General features: G+C 72.1%; 24 protein-coding genes and 1 pseudogene. 9 read left to right on the forward strand and 16 right to left on the reverse strand.

What is annotated here, in order from left to right; translation table 11 throughout:
* Nucleotides 1-30 precede the first annotated feature (30 nt).
* Nucleotides 31-1,683 (reverse strand): AMP-binding protein, encoded by a 1,653-nt coding sequence (locus tag OQ02_RS27715; RefSeq protein WP_033441554.1) that lies wholly within the window; start codon nt 1,681-1,683, stop codon nt 31-33.
* A gap of 142 nt (nt 1,684-1,825) precedes the next feature.
* Between OQ02_RS27715 and OQ02_RS27720 the strand changes: the two genes are divergently transcribed.
* Complete coding sequence (locus OQ02_RS27720; RefSeq protein WP_033441555.1) at nt 1,826-2,509, forward strand: aspartate/glutamate racemase family protein; 684 nt, start codon at nt 1,826-1,828, stop codon at nt 2,507-2,509.
* Here OQ02_RS27720 and OQ02_RS27725 read toward each other — a convergent pair.
* Nucleotides 2,506-3,180: a fibronectin type III domain-containing protein gene (locus OQ02_RS27725; RefSeq protein WP_081915990.1), complete on the reverse strand. Its 675-nt coding sequence runs from the start codon at nt 3,178-3,180 to the stop codon at nt 2,506-2,508. The two genes, OQ02_RS27720 and OQ02_RS27725, sit on opposite strands and share 4 nt — an antisense overlap.
* Complete coding sequence (locus tag OQ02_RS27730; protein ID WP_033441557.1) at nt 3,177-3,776, reverse strand: hypothetical protein; 600 nt, start codon at nt 3,774-3,776, stop codon at nt 3,177-3,179. The genes OQ02_RS27725 and OQ02_RS27730 overlap by 4 nt, the downstream gene beginning before the upstream one ends.
* Nucleotides 3,777-3,924: 148 nt before the next feature.
* On the opposite strand from OQ02_RS27730, the gene OQ02_RS27735 reads away from it, so the two are divergent.
* Nucleotides 3,925-4,491, forward strand: a complete 567-nt coding sequence (locus OQ02_RS27735) for a hypothetical protein (RefSeq protein WP_033441558.1) — start codon at nt 3,925-3,927, stop codon at nt 4,489-4,491.
* 25 nt (nt 4,492-4,516) lie between these two features.
* Here OQ02_RS27735 and OQ02_RS27740 read toward each other — a convergent pair whose 3' ends face one another.
* Entirely contained in the window at nt 4,517-5,032 is a 516-nt protein-coding gene (locus OQ02_RS27740; RefSeq protein ID WP_033441559.1) for a hypothetical protein, read from the reverse strand.
* 99 nt (nt 5,033-5,131) lie between these two features.
* On the opposite strand from OQ02_RS27740, the gene OQ02_RS27745 reads away from it, so the two are divergent.
* Nucleotides 5,132-5,449 (forward strand): YciI family protein, encoded by a 318-nt coding sequence (locus tag OQ02_RS27745; RefSeq protein ID WP_033441560.1) that lies wholly within the window; start codon nt 5,132-5,134, stop codon nt 5,447-5,449.
* 32 nt (nt 5,450-5,481) lie between these two features.
* Entirely contained in the window at nt 5,482-6,750 is a 1,269-nt protein-coding gene (locus tag OQ02_RS27750; protein WP_051772874.1) for an RNA polymerase sigma factor, read from the forward strand.
* On the opposite strand, the gene OQ02_RS27755 is transcribed toward OQ02_RS27750, so the two are convergent.
* From OQ02_RS27755 to OQ02_RS27770, 4 genes and pseudogenes are all read right to left on the reverse strand, one after another.
* Nucleotides 6,736-7,368 (reverse strand): glyoxalase, encoded by a 633-nt coding sequence (locus OQ02_RS27755; RefSeq protein WP_033441561.1) that lies wholly within the window; start codon nt 7,366-7,368, stop codon nt 6,736-6,738. The genes OQ02_RS27750 and OQ02_RS27755 overlap by 15 nt on opposite strands.
* A 92-nt stretch (nt 7,369-7,460) precedes the next feature.
* Nucleotides 7,461-7,712: pseudogene (locus tag OQ02_RS27760) on the reverse strand (AraC family transcriptional regulator); the annotation flags it as partial.
* A gap of 117 nt (nt 7,713-7,829) precedes the next feature.
* Complete coding sequence (locus OQ02_RS27765) at nt 7,830-8,645, reverse strand: sugar phosphate isomerase/epimerase family protein (RefSeq protein WP_033441562.1); 816 nt, start codon at nt 8,643-8,645, stop codon at nt 7,830-7,832.
* A gap of 47 nt (nt 8,646-8,692) precedes the next feature.
* Nucleotides 8,693-13,186: a carbohydrate-binding protein gene (locus tag OQ02_RS27770; protein WP_442973685.1), complete on the reverse strand. Its 4,494-nt coding sequence runs from the start codon at nt 13,184-13,186 to the stop codon at nt 8,693-8,695.
* A 263-nt stretch (nt 13,187-13,449) separates the two neighbouring features.
* On the opposite strand from OQ02_RS27770, the gene OQ02_RS41350 reads away from it, so the two are divergent.
* A complete protein-coding gene (locus OQ02_RS41350) occupies nt 13,450-14,700 on the forward strand; it encodes a hypothetical protein (RefSeq protein WP_156077345.1) in 1,251 nt (416 codons plus the stop codon).
* On the opposite strand, the gene OQ02_RS27780 is transcribed toward OQ02_RS41350, so the two are convergent.
* From OQ02_RS27780 to OQ02_RS27805, 6 genes are all read right to left on the reverse strand, one after another.
* The gene (locus tag OQ02_RS27780) at nt 14,672-15,217 is read right to left on the reverse strand and encodes an HAD domain-containing protein (RefSeq protein ID WP_051772876.1); all 546 of its coding nucleotides are present in this window, start codon (nt 15,215-15,217) and stop codon (nt 14,672-14,674) included. The genes OQ02_RS41350 and OQ02_RS27780 overlap by 29 nt on opposite strands.
* Nucleotides 15,218-15,239: 22 nt before the next feature.
* Nucleotides 15,240-16,319, reverse strand: a complete 1,080-nt coding sequence (locus tag OQ02_RS27785) for a polyprenyl synthetase family protein (RefSeq protein ID WP_033441563.1) — start codon at nt 16,317-16,319, stop codon at nt 15,240-15,242.
* Nucleotides 16,320-16,653: 334 nt separating this feature from the next.
* Entirely contained in the window at nt 16,654-17,331 is a 678-nt protein-coding gene (gene lipB, locus OQ02_RS27790) for a lipoyl(octanoyl) transferase LipB (RefSeq protein WP_231500257.1), read from the reverse strand.
* 25 nt (nt 17,332-17,356) lie between these two features.
* Entirely contained in the window at nt 17,357-18,325 is a 969-nt protein-coding gene (locus OQ02_RS27795) for a beta-ketoacyl-ACP synthase III (protein WP_033441676.1), read from the reverse strand.
* A gap of 10 nt (nt 18,326-18,335) precedes the next feature.
* A complete protein-coding gene (locus OQ02_RS27800) occupies nt 18,336-19,547 on the reverse strand; it encodes a beta-ketoacyl-[acyl-carrier-protein] synthase family protein (protein WP_033441564.1) in 1,212 nt (403 codons plus the stop codon).
* Complete coding sequence (locus tag OQ02_RS27805) at nt 19,544-19,777, reverse strand: acyl carrier protein (protein WP_033441677.1); 234 nt, start codon at nt 19,775-19,777, stop codon at nt 19,544-19,546. Before OQ02_RS27805 ends, OQ02_RS27800 begins: the two co-directional genes overlap by 4 nt.
* 119 nt (nt 19,778-19,896) lie before the next feature.
* On the opposite strand from OQ02_RS27805, the gene OQ02_RS27810 reads away from it, so the two are divergent.
* Both OQ02_RS27810 and OQ02_RS27815 read left to right on the forward strand, forming a co-directional pair.
* Nucleotides 19,897-20,514, forward strand: coding sequence for a DUF4230 domain-containing protein (locus tag OQ02_RS27810; protein ID WP_033441678.1), 618 nt, complete (start codon nt 19,897-19,899; stop codon nt 20,512-20,514).
* 62 nt (nt 20,515-20,576) lie between these two features.
* The gene (locus tag OQ02_RS27815; RefSeq protein ID WP_033441679.1) at nt 20,577-21,479 is read left to right on the forward strand and encodes a pseudouridine synthase; all 903 of its coding nucleotides are present in this window, start codon (nt 20,577-20,579) and stop codon (nt 21,477-21,479) included.
* On the opposite strand, the gene OQ02_RS27820 is transcribed toward OQ02_RS27815, so the two are convergent.
* Together OQ02_RS27820 and OQ02_RS27825 are read right to left on the reverse strand one after the other, a co-directional pair.
* Nucleotides 21,476-22,048 (reverse strand): DUF305 domain-containing protein, encoded by a 573-nt coding sequence (locus OQ02_RS27820; RefSeq protein ID WP_231500258.1) that lies wholly within the window; start codon nt 22,046-22,048, stop codon nt 21,476-21,478. The genes OQ02_RS27815 and OQ02_RS27820 overlap by 4 nt on opposite strands.
* Nucleotides 22,049-22,126: 78 nt before the next feature.
* Nucleotides 22,127-22,873, reverse strand: a complete 747-nt coding sequence (locus OQ02_RS27825; protein ID WP_033441565.1) for a lytic polysaccharide monooxygenase — start codon at nt 22,871-22,873, stop codon at nt 22,127-22,129.
* A gap of 133 nt (nt 22,874-23,006) precedes the next feature.
* Here OQ02_RS27825 and OQ02_RS27830 point away from each other — a divergent pair, with 133 nt between their 5' ends.
* Nucleotides 23,007-23,216 carry a hypothetical protein gene (locus tag OQ02_RS27830; protein ID WP_033441566.1) on the forward strand — a complete coding sequence of 70 codons (210 nt, stop codon included), beginning with the start codon at nt 23,007-23,009 and terminating at the stop codon, nt 23,214-23,216.
* Between the two features lie 4 nt (nt 23,217-23,220).
* On the forward strand, nt 23,221-24,036 hold the full coding sequence (locus tag OQ02_RS27835; RefSeq protein WP_033441567.1) for an alpha/beta fold hydrolase: 816 nt from the start codon (nt 23,221-23,223) through the stop codon (nt 24,034-24,036).
* Nucleotides 24,037-24,090: the final 54 nt, after the last annotated feature.

The following is a 24,090-nucleotide window of genomic DNA, read 5'->3' on the forward strand; positions in this document are numbered from 1 at the left end:
CACGGGTCGATCCTGCCTCCCCGTCGGCCGCTAGGCGTGCTCCACCGCGTCGGCGGCGGCGAGTCCGAGGATCTCCACGGCCCGCTTGCGCATCTCTACCTTGCGGACCTTGCCGGTGACGGTCATCGGGAACTCGTCCACCACGTGCACGTACCGCGGGATCTTCTGGTGGGCGAGCTTCCCGGCGCAGAACGACCGCAGCGCCTCGGCCGTCAGCGGTTCGGTGCCGGGGCGCATCCGCACCCAGGCCATCAGCTCCTCCCCGTACTTCACGTCCGGCACGCCGACGACCTGCGCGTCGAGCACGTCCGGGTGGGTGTAGAGGAACTCCTCGATCTCGCGCGGGTAGAGGTTTTCGCCGCCTCGGATGACCATGTCCTTGATGCGGCCCGTGATGTTGAGGTAGCCGTCGTCGTCCATCACCGCCAGGTCGCCGGTGTGCATCCACCGCGCGGCGTCGATCGCTTCGGCGGTCTTGTCCGGCTGCTCCCAGTAGCCGAGCATCACCGAGTACCCGCGGGTGCACAGCTCGCCCGGCAGGCCGCGCGGCACGGTGCGGCCGGTCTCCGGGTCGACGATCTTCACCTCCAGGTGCGGTCCGACCCGGCCGACCGTGGACACCCGCCGGTCCAGCGAGTCGTCGCGGCGGGTCTGCGTGGACACCGGCGAGGTCTCGGTCATGCCGTAGCAGATGGACACCTCGCTCATGCCCATCCGCTCCACCACCTGCTTCATCACCTCGACCGGGCACGGTGAGCCGGCCATGATGCCGGTGCGCAGCGACGACAGGTCGTACGAGGCGAAGTCCGGGTCGGCCAGTTCGGCGATGAACATCGTCGGCACGCCGTACAGCGACGTGCACCGCTCCTCGGCTACCGCCCGCAACGTGGCGACGGGGTCGAACGCGGGTGCGGGGATCACGATGCACGCGCCGTGCGAGGTGGCCGCGAGGTTGCCCATCACCATTCCGAAGCAGTGGTAGAAGGGGACGGGGACGCAGATCCGGTCCTCGGACGTGTACCCGCACAGCTCGCCGACGGAGAAGCCGTTGTTGAGGATGTTGTGGTGCGACAGAGTCGCGCCCTTGGGGAAGCCGGTGGTGCCCGACGTGTACTGGATGTTGATCGGGTCGTCCGCCGACAGCTCCGGCCACGTGCGCGCGGCGTCCGGGTGGGGAGCGTTCTGGTGTGGAGCGTTCGCGTGCAGCTCCGTCCACTCCGGACTGTCGAAGAGCACGACCTGGCGCAACGCCGGGCAGCGCGGGCGCACCTCGGCGATCATCCCGGCGTAGTCGGAGGTCTTGAACGACGCGGCGGCGATGAGCGTGCGCACCCCGGACTGGTTGAGCACGTACTCCAGCTCGTGCACCCGGTACGCGGGGTTGATGTTGACCAGGATCGCGCCGATGCGGGCGGTGGCGTACTGGACGATGACCCACTCGGCCCGGTTCGGTGCCCAGATGCCGACGCGGTCACCCACGCCGACCCCGGAGGCGACCAGCCCGGCGGCCACGGAATCGACCTCGGCGGCCAGTTCGCGGTACGTCCACCGGCGTGCGGTGGCGCAGTCGACCAGTGCGTCGCGATCGCCGTGCGCGGCCACGGCGCGGTCGAAGTTCGCGCCGATGGTGTCACCCAGCAGCGGCACGTCCGAGGTCCCCGAGGAGTAGCTGAGCAGCGCCATCGAGGCAACGTACCGCAGGTACCGGCCTGAATCGTGTCGGCTTCCCGCGACCAGCGGCGGCAACGGCGACACGGCGGCGACACGGCGGCGGCAACGGTGAAACGCGGTTGCCACAGCTTCGTGGGCGGACACAATCGTGGCCATGCGAACCATCGGGTTGATCGGCGGCATGAGCTGGGAATCGTCGGCCGAGTACTACCGGCTCCTCAACGAGGAGACGCGGCGCCGGCTCGGCGGCCACCACTGCGCGCCCAGCGTGCTCCTGACGGTCGATTTCGCCGAGATCGAGGAGTTGCAGCGGACCGGGCAGTGGGAACGCTCCGGCGAACTGCTGGCCGCCGCCGCCCGCACGCTCGAAGGCGCGGGCGCGGAGTTGGTGCTCTTGTGCACCAACACGATGCACAAGGTCGCGGACGCGATCACGGACGCCCTCAAGGTGCCGTTCGTGCACATCGTGGACGCCACGGCCCGAAAAGCGGCCGGGTACCGCAAGGTCGGCTTGCTGGGCACCCGGTTCACCATGGAGCAGGACTTCTACCGCGACCGGATGCGGGAGCACGGCGTCGAACTGGTCGTCCCGGACGAGCCGGACCGCACGCTCGTCCACGACGTCATCTACCAGGAGCTGACCAGGAACCGGGTCGAACCCGCCTCCCGCGCCGCGTACCGGGACGTGATGGCACGCCTGGTGGACCGCGGCGCGGAGGCGGTGATCCTCGGCTGCACCGAGATCACGTTGCTGGTGGACGGCTCCGACAGCACCGTGCCGCTGATCGACTCCACCCGCAGCCACGTGGAGGCGGCCGTCGACCTGGCCCTGGCCTAGCCTTCCGTCTTCTGGTGCGCGATGTTCGACGCCGCACCGTAGTAGTAGGCACGCACCCTGTAGGTGGCGTTCTTCTCCGTCGACAACGTGATCAGCCCGAAGGACCGCACGTCCGGGTCGAGTTGCGCGGCCACCGTGAAGTCCGCCGCCCCGGAGGGTCTGACCTCCAGCAGGTACCCCTCCTCGCCCTCGGCGCGGTCGGTCCACGTGAACAGGATTCCGTTGGCGTGCTTGACCTCGGCGCGGAAGTCGGTCGGACCGGCGTCGGCGGACCGCACCGGGTGCGTGCCGCCGGGACCGGTGACCGGCTCCGCCCAGGCGTGGTCGTCGGACTCGGGCACGTCGTCACCGGGCGGCAGCGCGACGTCTGCCGTCGCCGACGCGGGGCCGTGGAACGACCGGACCCGGTAGTAGAACGGGGTCTGCGGGATCAGGTCCGGGTGCTCGTACGTGGTCCGGTCGGGCGGGACGAACCCGAGGATCGTGTAGTCGCCGTCGGGAGCGTTCGAGTACTCGACGACCTGCCCCGCCGCGCCCGGTTCCGCCTCCCACGCCAGGGAGACGTCGGTCGGCGAGGTCGACGCGGCGGTGAGCCGCCGGTGCTGCTCCTGACCGCAGCCGACGAGGCACGCGGTCAGGAGCAGCGCCAACGCCAGGGCTGGACGACTCACTTGCGCCAGAACCTGATCCCGCTCCACACGACCGTGGCCGGCCCTTGACCGCTGTTGGTGCGGTAGGCGCCGAACTTGTCGTAGAAGCTGCCGCCGGGGCTGGCGTAGGTGTGCCGCAACGACCCGTTGATGTACGTGCGGTGCTGACTGCCCACCACGTGCACCGTGTTCACCCGCACGGTGGTGCCGACGGTGGCACCGGTGGCGACGGTCGTGCCGCCGTGCACCGCGTAGAGCCGTCCGCCCCGTTCCACGGCCAGCATGAAGTACGGGCCGGGCGTGGAGTCGTCGAACGTCTGCTTCAGGCTGATGCGGGTGCCGCCGAGGCTGGTGATGCGGAACGACCCCTCGAACTGACGGGTGCCCCCGGTGTACGTGGCGTACCGGCGCTCGGCGCGCTGGTCGCCGCTCGCGGTGGAGCAGGTGAGGCGGAAGGTCAGGTCCGAGACGTCGCCGCAACCCCGTTCCTGCACGGTGAACGTGGGCGAGTACGACGTCCACGGCCCGGATTCGACCTGCGCGTGCGCGACCGGTGCGGCCATCGTCAGGCCACCGGCGAGCACCGCTCCGACCAGGGCTCGGAGCGTTCTGGTCATGCGTGCCTCCTTCGACTCCCCGAACGTCCGGGGAGCGTCGAGGCGGCGACGGAACCGACTGTAATTGGTCTGGACGACTCGGACAAGGATCACCCCGTCGGGGAACTCCCCGAGGCCCCGGACGCCCCGGTGCGGCAGAGTGGGTGCCATGGAGCTGAACCCGCGCGCCCTGTTCGATCTGGCCAGGACCACCGTCGAGACCGCCGCGTCCGTGCCCGGCCGGGTGCTCGACCTGCTGGGCGCGGCCGAAGCCGTCGTGCGCCGCGCCGATGAGCTGGTCATCCGCACCGGACGGGTGCTGGAGGAGACGGAGGCGCTGGTCGTCCGGGCGAAGGCGGTCACCGCGGCGGCCGAGGCCGTGACGGCGGACGCCGTCCACACCGCCCGCACGTCACGCGAGCTGGTGGACGACTACGCGCCGATCGCGCAGAAGGCCCACCCGCTGGCGCAGCGGTTCGTGGACGAGCTGTCGCCGCACGAGGTGGACGCCGCCGTCCGCCTGGTGGACCAGCTGCCGACGCTGACCAAGCACCTGATGGACGACGTGCTGCCGATCCTGACCACCCTGGACCGCGTGGGACCGGACATCCACCAGCTGCTGGAGGTCACCAACGACGTCCGCCAGGCGATCCTGGGCATCCCGGGGTTCGCGTTCCTGCGCCGCCGCGGTGAGGACAAGGAGGACGTCGACGTGGTGAACTCCACCGCGCCGTAGGCCTCGGGGCACGAGCCGGACCGCGCTACCCCGCGGTCCGGAGCAAGAGCGCGCGGACGGAGCCCATGCCGTACCGGTCCACGTCGCTGGACATCGCGGCGACCTCGCGCAGGATCGGGTCGACGTCGACCCCCGCCGCCCGTGCCTCGTCGCAGACGGACCGCACGGCGAGGATCTCGTCCCGCATGTCCGAGCTCTGGTCGCGCGCCGAGAGCAGGAGCAACGCGGACCGGACGCCGTCGGGCGTCGCCGGGAACCGGGGGTTCACCGCCCAGCGGAACGACCCGTACCGGTCGAACAGGGCGCGGAGCCCCGGCCTCACCGCGTCGTCCGCCGCGTAACGGCCGAGGATCTCGGCGAGCACCTCTTCCGCCTCCGGACGCACGCCCGCCCGGTCGAGGGCCGGGGGTGCGGCCTGGAGCTTCGAGAGCCAGTCCGGGTCGTCGAGGTCCACCGGTTGCTTCGCGATCGGCTCAAGGACGGCGTCGAGCAGCGCGACGTCCTCCTCGATGGCGGCCAGGTCCCTCGCCGGGAAAGTCATGCGCGGAAGATTAGGCGGGATGTTCTCGCGGGTGGGTGTCCTCCGCCGGCATTCCCGTTCGTCGTAGTGGTGGAATGCACCGGACGACAGGAGTGACCGATGAAGTACATGCTGCTGATCTGCGTCGACGACACCATCGAGCCGACCGCGGGCGACCCGACGATCGAGCAGTGGCTGACCGAGGTCGAGGGCAGGCGGCTGGACGGGTCGCAGCTGCGGTCGATCCAGGACGCCACGACCGTGCGCACGCGCGGTGACGAGGTGCTGTTGACCGACGGGCCGTTCGCCGAGACCAAGGAGCACATCGTCGGGTACGACATCGTGGACTGCGCCGACCTGGACGAGGCGATCCGCATCGCGTCGCGGCACCCGTGCGCGCGGTACGGCTCGGTCGAGGTCCGGCCGTTCGCGGAGTGACCGAAGTGCCTGAAGGGCCCGAGGTGCCTGAAGTGCCGGTGGAGGCGCAGGTCGCGGACCTGTTCCGGGCCGAGCGGGGGCGGATCGTGGCGACGCTGATCCGCCTCACCGGCGACTGGGACCTCGCAGAGGAGTGCGTGCAGGACGCCTTCGCGCGGGCGCTGGAGCGCTGGCCGCGTGAAGGCGTCCCGCTCCGTCCCGGCGCGTGGCTCACCACGACCGCCCGCAACCGGGCGCTGGACCGGTTGCGGCGGTCGACGGTGGAGGCGGCGAAGCTCCGGGAGGTGGTGGCGGTGCCCGACGACGAGTCCGACAACGAGCCCGATGGGACCGCCGACGACGGCTTCCGCGACGACCTGCTGCGGTTGATCTTCACGTGCTGTCACCCGGCGTTGACGCTGGAGGCCAGGGTCGCGCTCACCCTGCACACCGTCACCGGTCTCACCACGGCCGAGATCGCGCGGGCGTTCCTGGTGCCGGAGCAGACGATGGCGAAACGGCTGGTGCGGGCGCGGCAGAAGATCCGGAACGCCCGCATCCCGTACCGGGTGCCGCCCGCCCACCTGCTGCCGGAGCGCACCGGCGGCGTGCTGGGCGTGCTGTACCTGCTGTTCAACGAGGGTTACGCGGCCAGCGCGGGCGCGGACCTGGTGCGGCGGAACCTGTGCGCGGAGGCGATCCGGCTCGCGCGCACGCTGGTCGACCTGATGCCCGACGAGCCGGAGGCGGTGGGTCTGCTCGCCCTGCTGCTGTTGCAGGACTCGCGTCAGGCCGCACGGCTCGACGGTGGCGACCTGGTGCCGTTGGAGGAGCAGGACCGGGCGCGGTGGGACGGCGAGCGGATCGAGGAGGGGGTCGCCCTGCTCGACTCGGCGTTGCGGCGGGGTCGGCCGGGGCCGTACCAGGTGCAGGCCGCTATCGCCGCGTGCCACGCCACGGCGGTGCGCGCGGCGGACACGGACTGGCCGCAGATCGCCCTGCTCTACGGCGAGTTGGCCAGGCTGGTGCCGTCACCGGTGGTGCGGCTGAACCGGGCGGTCGCGGTGGCCATGGCGGACTGCCCGTCGGCGGGGCTCGCGCTGGTGGACGGCCTGGCCGGCGAGGTGACCGGTCACCTGCTGCCCGCGACCCGCGCCGACCTGCTGCGGCGGCTGGGCCGGCACGCCGAGGCGATCACCGCGTACGAGGAGGCCTTGGCGCTGGCTCCGACCGACGCGGAACGCCGTCACCTGGCCCGCCGGGTCGCCGAGGTGACGGCCGCGTCGACCCGCGCGAACCCGACCGGTTCACGGCCGGGCTGACCCCGTGACGGCGGACGCGGCTTCCCAGGTGAACCCGTCCGGGTCGGTGCCACCGGCGTCGCCACCGATCACGAGCCGGTGCGAGCCGGTCCCGTCGGGCGAGACGCCGACGTCCTTGGCCAGGGCACGGCGCCGGTACAGCGCCAGCTTGACGGGACTCGTCCCGGCCGCGAACTCCACGTACACGCGGCCGAAGCTCTTACCGACGACATGGCCCTGCTCGACGTAGAACCGCTTGCTCGCCACCACGTCCGCGACTCCGAGCAGGAGGACGACCTCGTCGATCCGCCGGGTGGCCGGGCCGGTGTCCTTCTTCGCCGACGTCGCCACCTTCCAGATCGTGCCGTCCGGTGCCTGCACGACGCCGCCGTAGCCCCAGAACGACTTCGTGACCGGCTTCAGCGACGTGGCGCCCTCGGCGAGGGCGGCGTCGACGAGGCTGTCCACGGTGGACGGCTGGGACACGGTGAGCGCCATCGTGAACCCGCGGAAGCCGGTCGTGGGCGCGTCCGACGCGCGCAGCCGGATCTGCCCGTCCAGGCCGAAAGCGTTGGTGTAGAAGCGATCGGCGGCGGCGGTGTCGGTGACTTCGAGGGTGACTGCGGCGATGGAGGTCATGTCGATGACGCTAGTTCCGCGTGGACGACCGGCGCTTCTCGATTCCTGACCGGTCCAGCAAGACCGCCGACGCCGGTGAGGCCGGTGGAGCCGCCGCCGAGCAGCGCCGCCGTCGCGCGCTCGGTGCGCCGCGCCACCAGGTACGCGTACGGCGACATGCCGTACGCGCACCTGAACCGGCGGCTGAGGTGCCCGGCGGCCATGCCCACGCCGCGGGCGAGCGCCTGGACGTCCAGCGGCTTCGCGTGATCACGGTCGATCCGGTCACGGACGCGCCGCAGCAGCACGAGGTCGTCCAGGCGCTGCGCCGCGATGCGTGCGCGCGCCCACGAAGCGAGGCACATGGGGACAACTCCTTCTCGCCGGTGGTGATCCCATCGACGCTAGGAGAAGCCCCGTGCCCCCGCCTTCTCGATTCCTGACCGATTCCCCACCGATTCCCGACCGATTCCGCCGCCGGCTCAGAACCTGAGGTCGCGCAGGTAGTCGTAGCCGATCCGCGCGGTGGCGAGGGCGTCGCGCGGCTGGTCGTTCTCCACGATGTACTCGGTCACGTTCGTCGCCCGGAAGATGCCCGCGAAGTCGATCGTGCCGGTGCCGAGGTCGGCGAACGACCCGTCCGCGGCGCGGTCCTTCACGTGGAACTGCCGGACCCGCGGGAAGTGGTCCCGGCACAGCTCCACCGGGTCCACTCCGCCCACCACCGCCCAGTACAGGTCGAGTTCGAGGTGCACGTTGCGCCGTGACGTCCCCGCCGTGATCACGTCGAACGGCCGCACGCCCTCCACCTGCGCGAACTCGTGCGCGTGGTTGTGGTAGCCGAGGCGCAGACCCGCACGCCGCAGCTTGTCCCCCGCCACCTCCAGCCGCGCGGTGAACGCCCGCCACTCGGCGAGCGTCCCGTAGTTCACCCACGGCACCACGACGTACTTGTTGCCCAGCGTCAGCGCGTCGGAGATCACCTGGTCGAGATCACCGTCGATGCCGACGTGGGCGGACGTCGCCCGCAGCCCGTGCCGCCCCAGCACGGTGGCGAACTCGGCGGCGGAACGCCCGTAGGTGCCGGCCAGCTCGACCTTGCGGTACCCGATGTCGGCCAGCGCCGACAGCACCGGCTCCGGGTCGTCACCCATGATGCCGCGCAACGTGTACAGCTGGATGCTGATCGACTCCCTCGGCACCCGACGGCGCAGCTGGTCGGCGGCGGCGACCCCGGGCAGGGCGACGGCGGCGCCGGCGGCGAGGGCGGTGCTCAGGAACGTGCGGCGGGACGGCATGGCGGCTCCTCGATCATCGGAACGGTCTTGCGGGGTGCGCGAGCGGGTCACAGGTCCTTGATCCGGACGTTCCGGAACCAGACGTCGTCGCCGTCGCCGTGGTTCTGCAGGCCGATGTGCCCGCCGGTGAGGTCACGGGCCGGGTCGACGCTGGTGAAGTCGTTCACCAGCGCCCCGTTGAGGAACACGCGGACGCGTTGCCCCTGCACGACGATCTCGTACGAGTTCCACTCGCCCGGCGGCTTGAGCACCGCGTCCCGGGCGGCGATGTTCGCCGACTGGAACGAGTAGATCGCGCCCGTCGTGCGGTCCGGCGCGTCGGTCGCGTCGATCTGCACCTCGTAGCCCTGGTTCACGGCCACCCAGGGATCAGTGCCGGGGTCGGGGAAGCCGATGAACAGGCCCGAGTTGTCGTCGCCCGCGACCTTCCAGTCGAACTTGAGGCTGTACGCGGAGAACTCCTCCTCGAACCACAGCAGCCCCAGCCCGCCTTCGCTGCGCAGCGCGCACTCGTCCTCGACGAACCGGCCGGGTCCGGCTTGCCGCCACCCCTCGACACCCGTGCCGTCGTACAGGCTGCGGTACCCCGCCTCCGGAGTGGTCGGCGCGCAAGTGCCGGCCGGCTTGTACCGCAGGTGCTTCAGGGTGTCCACGTCGAACAGCGCGCCGCTGCCGCCCTTGAACACCAGGTACAGGTCACGCACACCGGTCAGGGTCACGGCTCGGGGCGCGAGGTCGAGGTAGTGGTCCCAGCTGCCGGTGACGGGCACGGTCAGCGGCTCGTGCACCAGCGGACCGGTCGGCGAGTCGGCGTGCGCCTCCAACGTGCCGCCGACCCCGCCGGACGACACCCGGTAGCCGATGCCGGCGAGCTTCGCCAGGTCGACGTCCGCGTACGACATCCAGTCGCCGTCGTTGATGTCGCCGACCCGCTTGCCGCCCTGTGCCGTCTCGCGGTCGTGCACGACGACGCCCTGCTGCCCGGTCAGGTGCTCCGCCGGCACGTCGACGCCGACGACCGTGCCCGAACCGCGGAACGTGATGGTGTCCAGGTCCAGCAACGCGCCACTGCCACCGCGGAACACGAAGTACAACCGGTGCGTGCCGCCGGGGTCGGTGATCGGGGACGGCGCGAGGTCGGCGTACGTGCGCCAGTCCCCCGTGCCGCCGACCTGCGTGCTCAGCACCAGCGGACCGGTCGGCGAGTCGACGCGCGCCTCGATCGTGCCGCCCGCCGTGGCCGACGAGACCCGGTAGCCGATGCCCGTGACGCCGGCCAGCGCGACGCCGTCGAACGCGATCCAGTCGCCGTCGTGGACGTTGCCGACCTGGCTGCCGCCCTGCGCGCTCGCCGCCCGGATCACCGTGGTGCCGTGCTGCGCGGAGTACGACTCGGCGGGTGTGGGCCGCACCGGTTCCCAGCCGGGCTCGGACGAGCCGGTGCCGAACCGGATCGCGTCCACGTCGAACAGGCTCCCGGCGCCCTTGAACACGAGGAACAGCCGGTGCGTGCCGCCGGGGTCGGTGATCGGGGTCGGCGCGAGCTCGACGTAGTTGTCCCAGCCACCGGTCGACGGCACGGGCGCCTGGTGCACGAGCGGGCCGGTCGGCGAGTCGACGCGCACCTCGATCGTGCCACCGCTGCCGCCCGAGGACACCCGGTAGCCGATCGCCGTGACGCCGGTCAGGTTCACCGGGTCGAACGCGATCCAGTCGCCGTCGTCGATGTAGCCGACGCGCTTGTCGCCCTCGGCGGTGCCGGTCTCGACCACCTGGACGCCCTGCATGGCGGTGAAGAACTCGGCCTGCTTGTCGCGCGGCTGGAGGATCGCCTCGTCCTCGCCGGTCAACGCGGGCGCACCGGCAGCGCCGCCGTCGGTGTAGTAGGCGTTGACGACGCCGAAGATGTTGGCCTCCGTGCCGTGCCCGCCGTCGGACGGGGTGGCGATGACGCCTTCGCAGCCGGTGGCGCGGCTCAGCGGGTGGCCGTGGCTGTCGTGGCCGAGGATGTACTCCACGGTCACCTTCGAGCAGTCGACCTGCCCGTCCTCCGGGTCGGTGACGGTGACCGAGAACGGCAGCTGGTCACCGAAGCTGAACACCCGGCCGTCGGCCGGTGCGTCCAGCACCACGACGGGCGCGGTGTTGCCGACGTTCACCACGATGCTCGCCGAGCCGACGAGACCGGTCGGGTCGGTGACGGACAGCTTCGCGGTGAACTGGCCGACCGTCGCGTAGGTGTGCGCGACCGGTCCGGCGGTGGTCGAGTCGCTGGTGCCGTCGCCGTCGAAGTCCCAGGCGTAGGTCAACGGGTGGTCGTCCTCGTCGGCGGTGCCGGCCGGGTCGAACCGCACGGTCAGCGGCGCGGGGCCGGACGTCCGGTCGGCGGCCAGCTTCGCGACCGGCGTGTGGCGTCCGCGGGTGTGATCGATGCGGTAGACCGCCGAGTCCTCGGCACCGCCGAAGTAGCCGCTGCCGTAGTCCAGCACGTACAGCGAGCCGTCCGGGCCGAACTCCAGGTTCATCGGGCGGGTCAACGTCATCGAGTCGAAGAACGGCGTGATCGCACCGCGCTCGCCGTTCGCGCCGACGTCGATCGTCTTGATCCAGCCGCGGTCCCACTCGTAGGCGAACGTCTTGCCGTCGAAGTGCTCCGGGAACTTGGCCGGGCTGTCCAGGGCCGGGTCGAAGTCGTAGGTGGGGCCGCCCATCGGCGACTCGCCGCCGGTGCCGAACTCGGGCACCGACCCGCCGTCGTACGGGATCCACGCGGGCCGCACGGGCGGCAGGTCGACCAGGCCGGTGTTGCGGGGGCTGGTGTTCTTGGGCGCGGCGCAGTCGAACGCGGCGCCCGACGTCCTGGTGGCGAAGTCGAAGTCGACGTACGGGACGTTGTCGCCGACGCAGTAGGGCCAGCCGTAGTTGCCGGGTTCCTTGATCAGGTTGAACTCGACGCTGCCGCCTGGGCCGCGGGCCGGGTTCGCGGAACCGGCGTCCGGGCCGTAGTCGCCGAGGTGGATCCAGCCGGTGGCCTTGTCCACGGCGAACCGGAACGGGTTGCGGAAGCCCATCGCGTAGATCTCGGGCCGGGTCTTGTCGGTGCCCGGGGCGAACAGGTTGCCGGACGGGACGGTGTACGTGCCGTCGTCCTGGACCTTGATCCGCAGCACCTTGCCGCGCAGGTCGTTCGTGTTGGCGGCCGAGCGCTGCGCGTCGAAACCGGGGTTGCGGTCGGCGCGCTCGTCGATCGGGGTGTAGCCGTCCGAGGCGAACGGGTTGGTGTCGTCGCCCGTGGACAGGTACAGGTTGCTGGCGGCGTCGAAGTCGATCTCGCCGCCGGCGTGGCAGCACAGGCCGCGGTCGGCCGGTACCTGGAGGATGCGCTGCTCGCTCGCCAGGTCCAGCACGCCGTCGGTCGTGAGCTTGAAGCGGGACAGCTGGTTGTGGCCCTTGAACGCCTCGAAGTCCGTGCCGGTCTCCGGCGCGTCACCCGGTGGGGTGGTCAGCGGTGGCGCGTAGTAGAGGTAGAGCCAGCGGTTGTCGGTGAAGCCGGGGTCGATCGCGACGCCTTGCAGGCCGTCCTCGTCGTGGTTGTAGACCGGGACGCGGCCGGCCAGCGCGGTGGTCGCTTCCGGGGTGGTGAGCCAGACCCGGCCGTCGCGGGAGGTGTGCACGACCTTGCGGTCCGGCAGCACCGCCATCGCGATGGGCTCGCCCGTCTTCTCCTCGCCGAGCGCGAGGGTCACCTGGTCGAAGTCACCGTCGGTCGGTGGCGCGGCGTCGGGCTCGCAGTCAGCGGCGGCCGTGCCGAGCGCGTACCTCAAGCCGCCGAGGAGGTGCTGCCGGAACGTCGGGTCGGCGTAGGACTCCTTGGTGTGGCCCATGCCCGTGTACCAGGAACGGCCCTGGCCCGGGGTGTGGCACCACGCGATGGGGTGATCACCGGACGGGTCGGTCGGCGTGTAGCTGGTCTCGTCCAGCGCGGCGAGGACCTTCACCTCCGACCGCGGGTTCGCCTGGTAGCTGTACCACTCGTCGGTGCGGGTCCAGGTGTCCGGCAGGTGCGCGGTCGACGGGTGGTCGTGGTCCTCGACCGCGACGTCGGCCTCCTGGATGGCCGGGTGCGACTTGAAGTAGGAGCCGACCAGCTCGCCGTACCAGGGCCAGGAGTACTCGGTGTCGGCCGCGGCGTGCACCCCGGCGTAGCCGCCGCCGTTCTCGACGTACCGCTCGAAGGCCTGCTGCTGGGTGTCGTCGAGGACGTCGCCGGTGGTCGACAGCCAGACCACGGCGTCGAACCGGGCCAGGTTGGCGTCGGTGAAGGCGGCGGCGTCCTCGGTCGCCTCCACGGTGAAGCCGTTCGCCGCGCCGAGGTCGGTGATCGCGGCGATGCCGTCGGGGATGGAGTCGTGCCGGAAGCCCGCCGTCTTGGAGAAGACGAGGAGGTGCCCGCCGTCGGCCTGCGCCGCCGCCGGGGTCGCCACCAGGGTCGCGGCCACCAGGGTCCCCGCCACCAGGATCGGGCTCAGTGCCGCGGCGATGACCCGGGCCGCGGGTCGCCGGTCGGTCGGCCTGCTTCGCTTACCTCGCACCGCTGTCTCCTCGTTCGCACGACGCTGCTGGGCTGCACGGAGCAACCTGTGGTCCCGCTCACAGCCGGACGCGCCGCAATTCTGTTCAGACTCGACCAAAGTTCGCAATACTTTCGCCAGTTCAAGACAAAAGTGATGCACGAATGGCCGAAAGTCGGCGGCGCAGCGGCCACGGAACGTCAACAGGGCCGGAACGGCCCACAATGGGCGGCGTGGACGTGCTGCCGTGCGGGCATGCCGCGAACGCCGCCGACTTCCGGGGCTGCGCGCATCTCGTCGTCGAGAGGCCTCCTGACCACTACGGGTGGTTCACCGGGGTCGGTCTGGAGTACGACCGGCTCTGCGGTGAGTGCGCGAAGCTGGACGAGCCGCGGTCGTGCCTGGCGGTCGTGTGCCTGGGGTGCGCGGACCGGGTGGACGAGTACAGCGAGTTGCTGGGCTGGATCGGGCGACCCGAGGTCCGGCACCACGACACCGCGGCGCGCGGGGTGTGGACGACGGCCGACTGCGCGGTCGAGCCGGTGAACGACCGGTGCGTGGCCGCGCTGCCGGGCGGCTGGCTGGTGCTCACCGGAGCCGGCCTGGTGGAGGTCGACCGGGACGGCGCGCGGTTCGTCGCACCCGTGTCGGTCACCGCGTCACCGACGGAGGACGACCCGCACGATCCGCCGCGCCTGGCGCTGCACACCTCGCCGGACGGTCGGCACGCGGCGGTGGTGACCGACTTCGGCCGGTACGGCGTCGTGCTGGACCTCGTCACGGGCGACCCCGTCCTGTCCCTGGACCGGGGCGACTACCACTACCGGCAGACGTGCTTCCCGTTGGTGTTCCCGACTCCCGGGGTGGTCGTCACCGCGACGGACTGGAACCGGCTCGACGCGTTCGACCCGGCCTCGGGGCGGCTGCTCACCGGACGCGAGACGTCCTGGTCGGGGGAAGGTCCGGCGCCCGAGCACTACCTTGACTACTTCCACGGCGCGCTGCTCGCCGACCCGTCGGGGCGTCGGGTGCTGGACGACGGGTGGGTGTGGAGCCCGTTCGGCATGCCGGTGGTGCTCGACGTGGCGGCCTGGCTCGGTGGTGACGCCTACGCGACCGAGCACGGCATGGACCTGTCGGCGCGGGACTGCTGGGACCTGCCGGTGGCGTGGGTGGACGACCACACCGTGGCGCTTCAGCCGATCGGGCGGTACGACCGGCCCCCGTTGGCCGGGGTCGAGGTGTACGACGTGCTGCGCGGGCGGCGGGTCGGCGCGTTCGCCGGTCCGGTCGGGCGGATGTGGGGGCACGACGGGCTGCTCTACGTCGGCACGCCGGCGGGCCTGGAGATCTGGGCGCCGGAGGAAGGTGCGCGGACGGGCGTGGTCGAGGGCTTCACGCCGAACGCCCACAACCCGCGCACCGGGAGGTTCGCCGAACTCGCGGGCGGTCGGCTCAGGACGTGGACACCGGCCACCCCGTAGCCGATCCCGTGGCCGAACCCGTGGCCGACCTGAGGGCGGCGTCCGCGGCGGCGAGGTGGTCGGCGGTGATGCCGGTGGCCGGGTCGACCGCGATCAGGGCGGTGACGTCGCGGCGGCGGTGGAGGAACGCCCGGCGCGCGGTGGGGAACAGGTCGAAGTCGTCGTCCAGCCAGGCCAGCGGCCGACCTCTGGCGAACCGGCCCACCGCGCCGAACTTCCAGTCCGCCTTGCCCTCGTAGGCACGCACCCCGACCACCGGCAACGACGGCAGGCCGAGCGCCGGGCCGACGGTCGTGTTGGCCCGGTGCTCCCACGTCGTGGCCCACGCCAACTCCGCGCCCGTGCGTTCGGCGACCGCGAGCAGCGCCGGGCCGTGCTCCGGGTTCAGCCACGCCCGCTGCACCGCCCTGCCCCAGCGGGACAGCCGCCACCGGTGCTCGACGTAGCCGTCCGGCGGGGTGCGGGCGGCGAACGGGTGCAGCGGCCCGTCGATGTCGACCAGGAGCAGAGGCCTCACCCGATCGACGGTACCGGGGCGGTCACCGCACGCGGCGGGTCGCGCGGGTGACGAGCTCGGCCAGCGGCGGTTTGGCGGCGGGGTCCATCGGCGACGAGCGCAGCGCGCTCAACGCGCGGTCGGCGCGGATCGTGATCAGCCGTTCCACCCTGGCGGCGACGCCGGTCGCGAGCACCACGTCCCGCAGCTGCCGGGCCCGGACCTCGTCCAGCTCCGGATCACCGTGCAGGGCCGAGATCACCTGCCGCTCCCCCGGTGTGGCCTGCTGCCACGCCAACGCCATCAGCACGGTCGCCTTGCCGCCGCGCAGGTCGTCCAGGTCCGGTTTGCCGGTCACGCCCGGGTCGCCGAACATGCCGAGCAGGTCGTCGCGCAGCTGGAACGCCTCGCCGACCGGCCTGCCGTACGCGCCGCACACCCGCATCAGCGACGCGTCGCCACCGGCCAGCGCGACGCCGACGCGCAGCGGCAGCTCCACCGTGTACCGGGCGGTCTTGAGCCGCACGACCCGCCACGCCGACCGCAGCGGGTCAGCGTTGGCCCGATCGCCACCGCCGAGGTCCAGGTACTGACCGGCGATCAGCTCGGTGCGCATCGTCTGCACCAGCGCCCGCACCTCGCGCCACCGGTCCACGTCCACCTCGGCCCGGTCGAGCAGTTCGTCGGACCAGGAGAAGCACAGGTCGCCCAGCAGGATCGCCATGTTCACGCCGAACCGCTCGGCCGCTCCCCCGCCGCCACTCTCCCCCGCGAACCGGTCGGCGAGCACCCGGTGCACGGTCGGGCGGCCCCGGCGCAGCGCGGAGCTGTCCATGATGTCGTCGTGCACCAGCACGAAGGTGTGGAACATCTCCAGCGCCGCACCGGTCCACTTCACCGCAGGGTCGTCGGGCGAGCCGCCTGCGGCGAGGAAGCCGCAGTGGCAGAACATCGGCCGCAAGCGCTTGCCGCCGGCGGTGAACGCCCGCAGCACGTCCACGAGCGGCGGCAGGCACGGGTCCGGTGCGGTGAGCGCCTTCTCGGCCAGGAAGCTGTCGAGCGTCGCGTCCACCCCCGCGCGGACCTCGGCGAGGTCGCCGCGCACGGCGTCGGTGACAGTCATGGGTTCCTCCAGGGGCGGGCGCGGGTGGACGCGGTCACTGCCCGGCGACCCGAAGCTAACACCGGTGGGGCGCGCCGGACCGCCCGTCGCGGTCGCCGTCCCCATTCGGGCCGACCGGGTCGGCCTCGACCTGCGCTTCTCCTCGCACAACCGCCCTTGACGTGGGACGACGCGATCACCGCCACGCTGAGGAGCGCCCGTTCCCCGAATTCCCGGAACGACACGCACACGTCCGTGTGGCAGCGCCGCTCTCGTTCGCGTCATCCCCGGTCGCGGCAAGGGCTTTCGAGCACCACGAGTGACCGGTGGCCGGCACCGCACGGGGCGGCGAGCCCTAGAAGACCCTCGACAGGTGTCGTTCGACCACCGGGAGCACCTCGGTCACCGGGACCGGGCGGCCCAGTTCGGCGGCCAGGGACGTGACACCGGCGTCGTCGATGCCGCACGGCACGATCCGGTCGAACGCGGTCAGGTCCGGGTCGCAGTTGAGGCCGAACCCGTGCAGGCTGGTGCACCGCTCGACGCGCACACCGACCGCGGCGATCTTGCGGTGCTGCCCGTGCTCGCGCGCGGCGGACGGCGGCACGTCCGGAGCGGGCGGGCGGTCGCCGAGCACCCACACGCCGCTGCGCCCGGCGAGCCGGGACGTCCCGACGCCGAACTCCGCGCACACCCCGATCAGGGCGTCCTCCACCTTGCGGATGTGGCCGACCGGGTCGAGCGGCACCGGGAGCTTCACCACGGGGTAGCCGACGAGCTGACCGGGACCGTGCCAGGTGATCTCGCCGCCGCGGTCCACGGTCAGCACCCGGATGCCTTCGACCGGACGGGCAGTGGTCTTGGCGCGCTTGCCGGCGGTGTAGACCGACAGGTGCTCCTGGAGCACGCACACATCCGGGATCTCGTCCGCGACCCGCAGCGCGTGCAACCGCCGCTGCTCGGCGTAACCCCGTTCGTACGGCACCGCGTCCGGGCCGAACCCCGCGTGCACGAAGCGCATCGCACCGGTCACGTCCCGAGTGTAGGCGCGCCGGTGGTCAGTCCTTCCCGAGGATGCCGAAGTCCGCCGTGACGTCGGGCCACACCAGCGTGCCCGCGCCCCAGGTGAGCCCACCGCCGAACGCCACCGTCAGCACCCGGTCGCCCTCCTTGACCCGGCCGTCCGCGGCGGCCTCCGCCAGCAGCAGGGGGATCGAGGCGGCGGCCGTGTTGCCGACCGTCGTGACGTTCGTCAGCACCTTCGACCCGGGCAGGCCCATGCGGCGCGCGACCCCGTCGCTGATGCGCCGGTTCGCCTGGTGCGGCGCGAGGTGGTCGACGTCGTCGGTGCCGAGGCCGGTGCGGGCGAGCACGTCCAGCGCGACGTCCGACATCCGCTTGACCGCCTGCCGGAACACCTCGGTTCCGCTCATCCGGAAGTAGTCCTCACCCGCCGGGATCTGGATGAGGTCGGCTCCGCTGCCGTCGCTGCCCAGGACGCACGGACCGATGCCGCCCGGTTCACCCTCGCCGACGACGATCGCGCCGGCGCCGTCCCCGAAGATCACCGCCGTGCTGCGGTCGGCCGGGTCGAGGATGGTGGAGAACGTCTCGGCGGCGATGAGCAGCACCGTCCGCGCCGCGCCGCTCGCGATGAGCCCCACGGCGTTCGCCAGCCCGTAGAGGAACCCGGTGCACACGGCGGACACGTCGTGCGCGGGCACGCCGATCAGGCCGAGCCTGGAGGCGACCTCCGGTCCGACCGCGGGGCACCGCCGGTCCGGTGTCGTCGTCGCCACGATCACAGCGTCCACAGTGGACAGTTCGGCCGAGCGCATGGCCCGCGCGCCCGCGTCGACGGCCAGGTCCGACGTCGACGTGCCGGCGTCCACCCACCTCCGGGTGTGGATGCCGGTGCGCGTCCGGATCCACTCGTCCGAGGTGTCCAGCGAGGCGGAGAGGTCGGCGTTGGTCACGACGCGTTCCGGCAGGCTTCCGCCGACCCCCAGGATCACCGCTCCGGTCATCATCCCCCCGTCACGTCCTCGCGATGGCGAGCACCGCGTTCTGCCCACCGAACCCGAACGAGTTGCTCAACGCAAGGTCGGCCACGAGCGGCACTGCGGTGGTCGCCACGTCGATGTCCAGCCTGGGGTCGAGCGCGTCGAGGTTGGCCGTCGGCGGCACGATCCCCCGTTCGAGCGAGAGCACCGTGAACACGGCCTCCGCCGCACCGGCCGCGCCCAGCATGTGCCCGGTGACGCCCTTGGTCGACGTCACCAGCGGCCGGGACGGCAGCAGCCCCGCCAGCACCCGACCCTCCACCAGGTCGTTGAGCTGCGTGGACGTGCCGTGCGCGTTGACGTGCCCGACGTCGCCCGGCGCCGCGTCCGCGTCCGCCAACGCCGCCCGGACCGCCGCGACCACGCCCCTGCCCTCGGGGTCGGGCTTGGTGATGTGGTGCGCGTCCGCGGTGGCGCCGTACCCGACGATCCGCGCCCGGACCCGCCGCCCGTCGGCCCGCGCGTCCTCGGCCCGCCGCAGGACCAGCACCGCAGCGCCCTCCGCCGCGACGAACCCGTCCCGGTCCGCGTCGAACGGCCGGGACGCGGTGGCCGGGTCGGTCCGTGCGGACAGTGCACCCATCCGGGCGAAGCCGGCCAGGGTCAACGGGGTGAGCAGCGCGTCGGTCCCGCCGGCCAGCACCACGTCGCACCGCCGCGCGGCCAGCAGGTCGCAGGCGACGCCGATCGCGGTGGCCCCGGACGCGCACGCGGTCGCGACCACGAGGTTCGGGCCGTGGAAGCCGAACTCCATCGCGATCTGGCCGGCGACCATGTTCGGCAGGTGCATCGGCAGCAACAGCGGCGACACCCCGGTCGGGCCGTCCGCGAGCAGCACGCCGTGCTGCCGTGCGACCGTCTCGCCGCCGCCGGACGAGGTGCCGATCACCACGCCCACCCGCGCCGCGTCCCACGTCGTGCGGTCCTCGTCGGCGACGGCCTCGCGCGCGGCGACCAGCGCCAGCTGCGCGAACCGGTCGAGCCGGACCGCCCGGCGGGCGCCCAGCAGCGCGTCCGCGTCGAAGTCGGCGACGCGGCAGGAGATCGCCACGCCGTGGTCGGCGTGCGCCGGGTCGGGCGCGGCGGTCGACCGTCCCGAGCACACGGCCGCCCAGCCCGCCTCCACCCCCACGCCACCGGGCGTGACCAGCCCGAGCCCGGTGACGGCGATGTCGAGGCCGGTCACCGGTCCGTACCGGCCCGCTCCCGCATCAGCGCGACGATGTCGGCGACGGTCTCCATGTCGAACAGCTCGTCGTCGCTGATGTGCAGGTCGTGCTCCTTGCCGAGCTCCATCGACAGCTCGACGAAGGCGATCGAGTCCAGGTCGAGGTCGTCCTTGGTGGCGTCCGGGGTGATCTGCTCCGGCGCGACCTTCAGCGTGCTGACGAGGATGTTCTTCAGCGTCTCGTACACGGTCTCTCCTCGGTCGTCGTGCTCCTCCCGACCATCGAACCCCATGGCCCCCGGTGCTCCCGACGGCGGGAGGAGTGCGGCGGCGGTTCCCCGTCGGCGGGCGCGGGTACTCCGCCGGCATGAAGTGGCGCAGCGGAGTGGCGGTGGCGGTGGTCGTGGTGGTCGCCGTGTCGGTCGCCGCGGTGATGGTGGTGCCCCGGTTCAGCGGGCCGGGCACCGACACCGTCGACCGCAGTGGTCCGGCGTTGTTGAAGTCGTTACGGGACTTGAGCCAGTACCACGCTTCGGCGGGCGAGTTCCAGGTGGTGCTCGACATCGAACGCGACGTCCGGTACGTGCCGGCGGCGCTGGCGGGGCAGCGGACGTTGTTCGTGGCGTCCGGGACGGTGAACGCCTACGTGGACTTCGGCGGGCTGGCGGAGGACGCGTTGACGGTGTCGCCGACCGGTGAGCCGCGGTCGGTGGAGCTGGCGCTGCCGAAGGCGGTGCTGGACAAGCCGACCCTGGACCAGGAGCGGTGCTACGTGTTCGCCCAGGAACGCGGCCTGTTCGACCGGTTGGCGTCGTTGGTGGAGACGCCGGACCAGCAGCCGTTCTACGTGGCGGCGGAGGGGAAGATCGCGGACGCCGCGCGCGAGTCGGGGTTGGCGGACCGGGCGGACGAGAACACGCGGAAGATGCTGACCGGCATGTTCGGCGCCCTGGGCTACGAGGTCGCGTTCACGGACCCCGCCTGACCTGGTCACGGGGGCCGCTCGCGTGGCCGCCGGCCCGATCGCCGCAGGGTAGGGTGCCGGTGATGAGGCGCAAGCTCCGGCCGCCGCTCGACCAGCGCCACGGCCTCGACCCGGCACGTCTGCGGCTGCCCGACGAGGGCCCGTGGGCGACCGTTCGCGACCACCTGGTCGAGCGGTTGCCGAGGGTCGCCCCCGAGCGGATCGACCTCATGCTCGCCGAGGGCCGCGTCTACGACCTGTCCGGCCCGATCGCCGCCGACGCCGCGTTCACGCCCGGCACGTCCGTCTGGTTCCACCGGGACCTGCCGGACGAAGTGGCCGTTCCGTTCGAGATCGGGATCGTGCACCGCGACGACGCCATCGTGGTGGTCGACAAACCGCACTTCCTCGCCACCATCCCGCGCGGCAGGCACGTCGTGGAGACGGCGCTGGTCCGGCTCCGCCGCGATCTCGGGCTGCCGCAGCTGATCCCGGCGCACCGGCTGGACCGCGTCACCGCCGGGCTGGTCATGTTCGTGGCCGAGCCGACCCTGCGCGGCAAGTACCAGACGCTGTTCAAGGACCGCGTGGTGCACAAGGAGTACGAGGCGATCGCGCCGCACGACCCGGCGTTGACCCTGCCCACCACCGTGACCAGCCGCATCGTCAAGGTCAAGGGCGTGATCACCGCGCAGGAGGTGCCGGGCCCGCCCAACGCCGAGACCCTGGTCGACCTGGTCGAGCACCGCGACAGGTGGGGCCGCTACCGGCTCGTGCCCGCCACCGGCCGCACGCACCAGCTCCGCCTGCACATGGCGTCGCTCGGCGTCCCGATCCGGCACGACGACTTCTACCCCGTCCTGCGCGAGAAGCCCTTGGACGACTTCACGAACCCGCTCCAGCTGCTGGCGAAGGTGCTCGCGTTCACCGACCCGGTGACGGGCGAGCACCGCCGCTTCACCAGCAACCTCGCGCTCGGCCTCTAGTCCAGGTAACCGAGCATCTGCGCGATCTGCGCGGTGCGGGACTCGAAGATCCGCTCCGCCAGGTGCTTCGCCTGCGGGTTGACGCCGCCTTCCTTCTCCAGCTTCGCAATCGCCACCGCGTTGTGCTGGTGCCCGATGAGCAGGTTCAGGAACGCCTTCTCGAACTCGGCGGGCGCGGTCGCGGCCAGTTCCGCGATCGCCTCCGGGCTGGTCGAGTGGTCACCCCCGTGACCCGCGTGCAGCTCGGGGTTGTCGCCCGCCGACTCGGGCTGCCGCCAGTCCGCCAGCCACTTCGTCATCGAGTCCACTTCGGACAGTTGGGTGACCTTGATGGCCGCGGCCAGCGTCTTCACGTCCGCGCGCAGCGCGCCGTCCTCGGCCAGTCGCACGATCTCCAGCCCGGCCCGGTGGTGGGACACGGACATCTGGAGGAACATCACGTCGGTCGCGTTGAACTCGTCGCTCTCCACGACGGCCGACACCGGCGGTGGCGGCGCCGCGGGGGCGGCACCCGCGCCGCAGCCGGCCAACACGAGGAATCCGGCCACCAGGGCCATGATGCGTCGCAAGGGTCGTCCTCCTTCACCGAAGGGCCCGTCCGTGCCGCGGCAAGGGCGGCACGGACGGGCTTCGTCATCGGTCGTCGGTCAGACCCTCTGCCACAGGGCCGGGGTGTTCGGCGGTTCCCAGCCCACGAGGGACGTGTGGGCTTGGACGCAGCGGTAGTTGGCGCCGCCGTAGCTCACCTGCGACCCGACCGAGTACGCGGTGTTGGCCGCCCACGTGCCGCCGACCGGTGGCTGCGTCGTGGTCGTCGGCGGCCTGGTGGTGGTGGTCGTCGTCGGCGGGTTCGTGGTGGTCGGCGTGCCGCCACCGGAGCCGACCTGGAGGTCGACGCACGAGTAGAACGCCATGGGCGTGTCGGCGATGTTCCAGATGGCCAGCAGCTTGATCCGGCCGGTCCGCCCGCCGAGGCTCACGTTGTGCGTCACGGTGGCCGCGGGCTGCCGGCCGCCGTCGTTGAACTCGGCGATCCTGGTGCCGCCGACGTAGTACTCCCACGTGCTGGTGGCGTGCCGGGCGGTGAGCGTCCAGTTGAACGTCACGTTGTTGCCCACCGAGGTGGTGGGCCACGCCCGGCTGTCGTCGTTGAGCACGGCGAACTGGCTCAGCCCGGCGTGGCAGTTGCGCTGGCCCTTGGGGCCTTCCACGCTCTGCGGCTCGTAGACGATCGGACCGCAGTTCGAGACGCGGCCCTGCGCGCACATCGCCTGCCGGCTCGGCGGCGACGAGATGTAGCCGTGCGCGCTCGCCGTTCCCGCCGAGACGACGACGATGAACGGGGCGATGCCCACGCCGGCGATGACCGCCGCGAGCTTGCGTTTCAGGCTCATGTGTCCAGCTCCTTCGGAGGGGACCCGAGGCGGGCCCCCAAGGCAGGGTCCATTTCCGCGGCGGCCGGATCATGCGGTGCGTGACGAGCCGAGGACGGCCCGTCACCCAAACGATGTGGTCTAGACCATAATCGTGAACGTCGAGCCGGTCAAGGATCTGAACCGGCGACGCGTGCCGCACGTAGTCCTCACCGTGAACGGACACACCGGCGGGAGATCCGCCGAACGGGCCGCGGCCGACAACGCGGTGCGCGCGTCGGCCGGCGGTGCGCCGGTGGAGGTCGCCCGCACCGCCCCGATCGGCCGGACCGGTGTGTTCCGCCGCGCGGTTGGCCGACACTGACCGCATGGAGGAGCACAAGGTCATCGCGGACGACGGCTGCGTGTTGTGGGCAGCCGAGCTGGGGCACGGTGAGCTGGGGCACGGCGAGCCACTGGTGCTGTGCCACGGCGGCCCCGGGCTGTGGGACATGTTCGGCGGGCTCGCCGAGCTGCTGGCCGCGCGGGTGCGGGTGATCCGCTGGGACCAGCGCGGCGGCGGCCGGTCCGAACGCCGGGGGCCGTACACCACGGCCCGCACCCTCGCCGACCTCGACGCCGTCAGGGTCCACTTCGGACTGCCACGGATGGCTCTGCTGGGCCATTCCTGGGGTGCCGACGTGGCCCTGCACTACGCGTTGGCACACCCCTACCGGGTCTCGTCGCTGGTCTACGCGTCCGGCACGGGGCTGGGGCAGGACTGGCGCGACGAGTACCGGCGCAACCTGGCCGAGCGGCTCGGCCCGGAGCCGGACGGCGTGACCGGGCGTGACGCGGCGGTCCGGTGGTGGACCGCGGACTTCGCCGACCCGTCGACCGCCCGGGAGCACGCCGAAGCCCTCGCCACGCCGTGGTTCGGCGTGAACGAGGAGGCGAACGCCGCGCTGAACGCCGAGTCGCGCGCGTGGGACGAGGAGGACCTGGTGGCGCGGTGCCGGGAACTGGCCGTGCCGACGTTGATCGTGGACGGCGCGGCGGACGTGCGGCCCCGGTGGGCGGTGGACTCACTGGCCGAGGCGCTGCCGGACGTGGCGCGGGTCGTGCTGCCCAGCGCGGGCCACGTGCCGTGGGTCGAGTCGCCCGGATCGTTCGGGTGGGCCGTGCTGGCGCACTTGGCGCAGTAGAAGGGGCGCTGTAGAAGGGGCGCAGCAAGAAGGGGGACAGCAAGAAGGGGGCCG

It is taken from the genome of Saccharothrix sp. NRRL B-16314 (genome assembly GCF_000716595.1).
GTDB lineage: Bacteria > Actinomycetota > Actinomycetes > Mycobacteriales > Pseudonocardiaceae > Actinosynnema.

Excerpts from the sequence above, each read along its gene's own strand:
- OQ02_RS27715 (WP_033441554.1), bottom strand. The coding sequence starts at position 1,683 with ATGGCGCTGCTCAGCTACTCCTCGGGGACCTCGGACGTGCCGCTGCTG.
- OQ02_RS27720 (WP_033441555.1), top strand. The coding sequence starts at position 1,826 with ATGCGAACCATCGGGTTGATCGGCGGCATGAGCTGGGAATCGTCGGCC.
- OQ02_RS27730 (WP_033441557.1), bottom strand. The coding sequence starts at position 3,776 with ATGACCAGAACGCTCCGAGCCCTGGTCGGAGCGGTGCTCGCCGGTGGC.
- OQ02_RS27735 (WP_033441558.1), top strand. The coding sequence starts at position 3,925 with ATGGAGCTGAACCCGCGCGCCCTGTTCGATCTGGCCAGGACCACCGTC.
- OQ02_RS27740 (WP_033441559.1), bottom strand. The coding sequence starts at position 5,032 with ATGACTTTCCCGGCGAGGGACCTGGCCGCCATCGAGGAGGACGTCGCG.
- OQ02_RS27745 (WP_033441560.1), top strand. The coding sequence starts at position 5,132 with ATGAAGTACATGCTGCTGATCTGCGTCGACGACACCATCGAGCCGACC.
- OQ02_RS27755 (WP_033441561.1), bottom strand. The coding sequence starts at position 7,368 with ATGACCTCCATCGCCGCAGTCACCCTCGAAGTCACCGACACCGCCGCC.
- OQ02_RS27765 (WP_033441562.1), bottom strand. The coding sequence starts at position 8,645 with ATGCCGTCCCGCCGCACGTTCCTGAGCACCGCCCTCGCCGCCGGCGCC.
- OQ02_RS27785 (WP_033441563.1), bottom strand. The coding sequence starts at position 16,319 with ATGACTGTCACCGACGCCGTGCGCGGCGACCTCGCCGAGGTCCGCGCG.
- OQ02_RS27795 (WP_033441676.1), bottom strand. The coding sequence starts at position 18,325 with ATGACCGGAGCGGTGATCCTGGGGGTCGGCGGAAGCCTGCCGGAACGC.
- OQ02_RS27810 (WP_033441678.1), top strand. The coding sequence starts at position 19,897 with ATGAAGTGGCGCAGCGGAGTGGCGGTGGCGGTGGTCGTGGTGGTCGCC.
- OQ02_RS27815 (WP_033441679.1), top strand. The coding sequence starts at position 20,577 with ATGAGGCGCAAGCTCCGGCCGCCGCTCGACCAGCGCCACGGCCTCGAC.
- OQ02_RS27825 (WP_033441565.1), bottom strand. The coding sequence starts at position 22,873 with ATGAGCCTGAAACGCAAGCTCGCGGCGGTCATCGCCGGCGTGGGCATC.
- OQ02_RS27835 (WP_033441567.1), top strand. The coding sequence starts at position 23,221 with ATGGAGGAGCACAAGGTCATCGCGGACGACGGCTGCGTGTTGTGGGCA.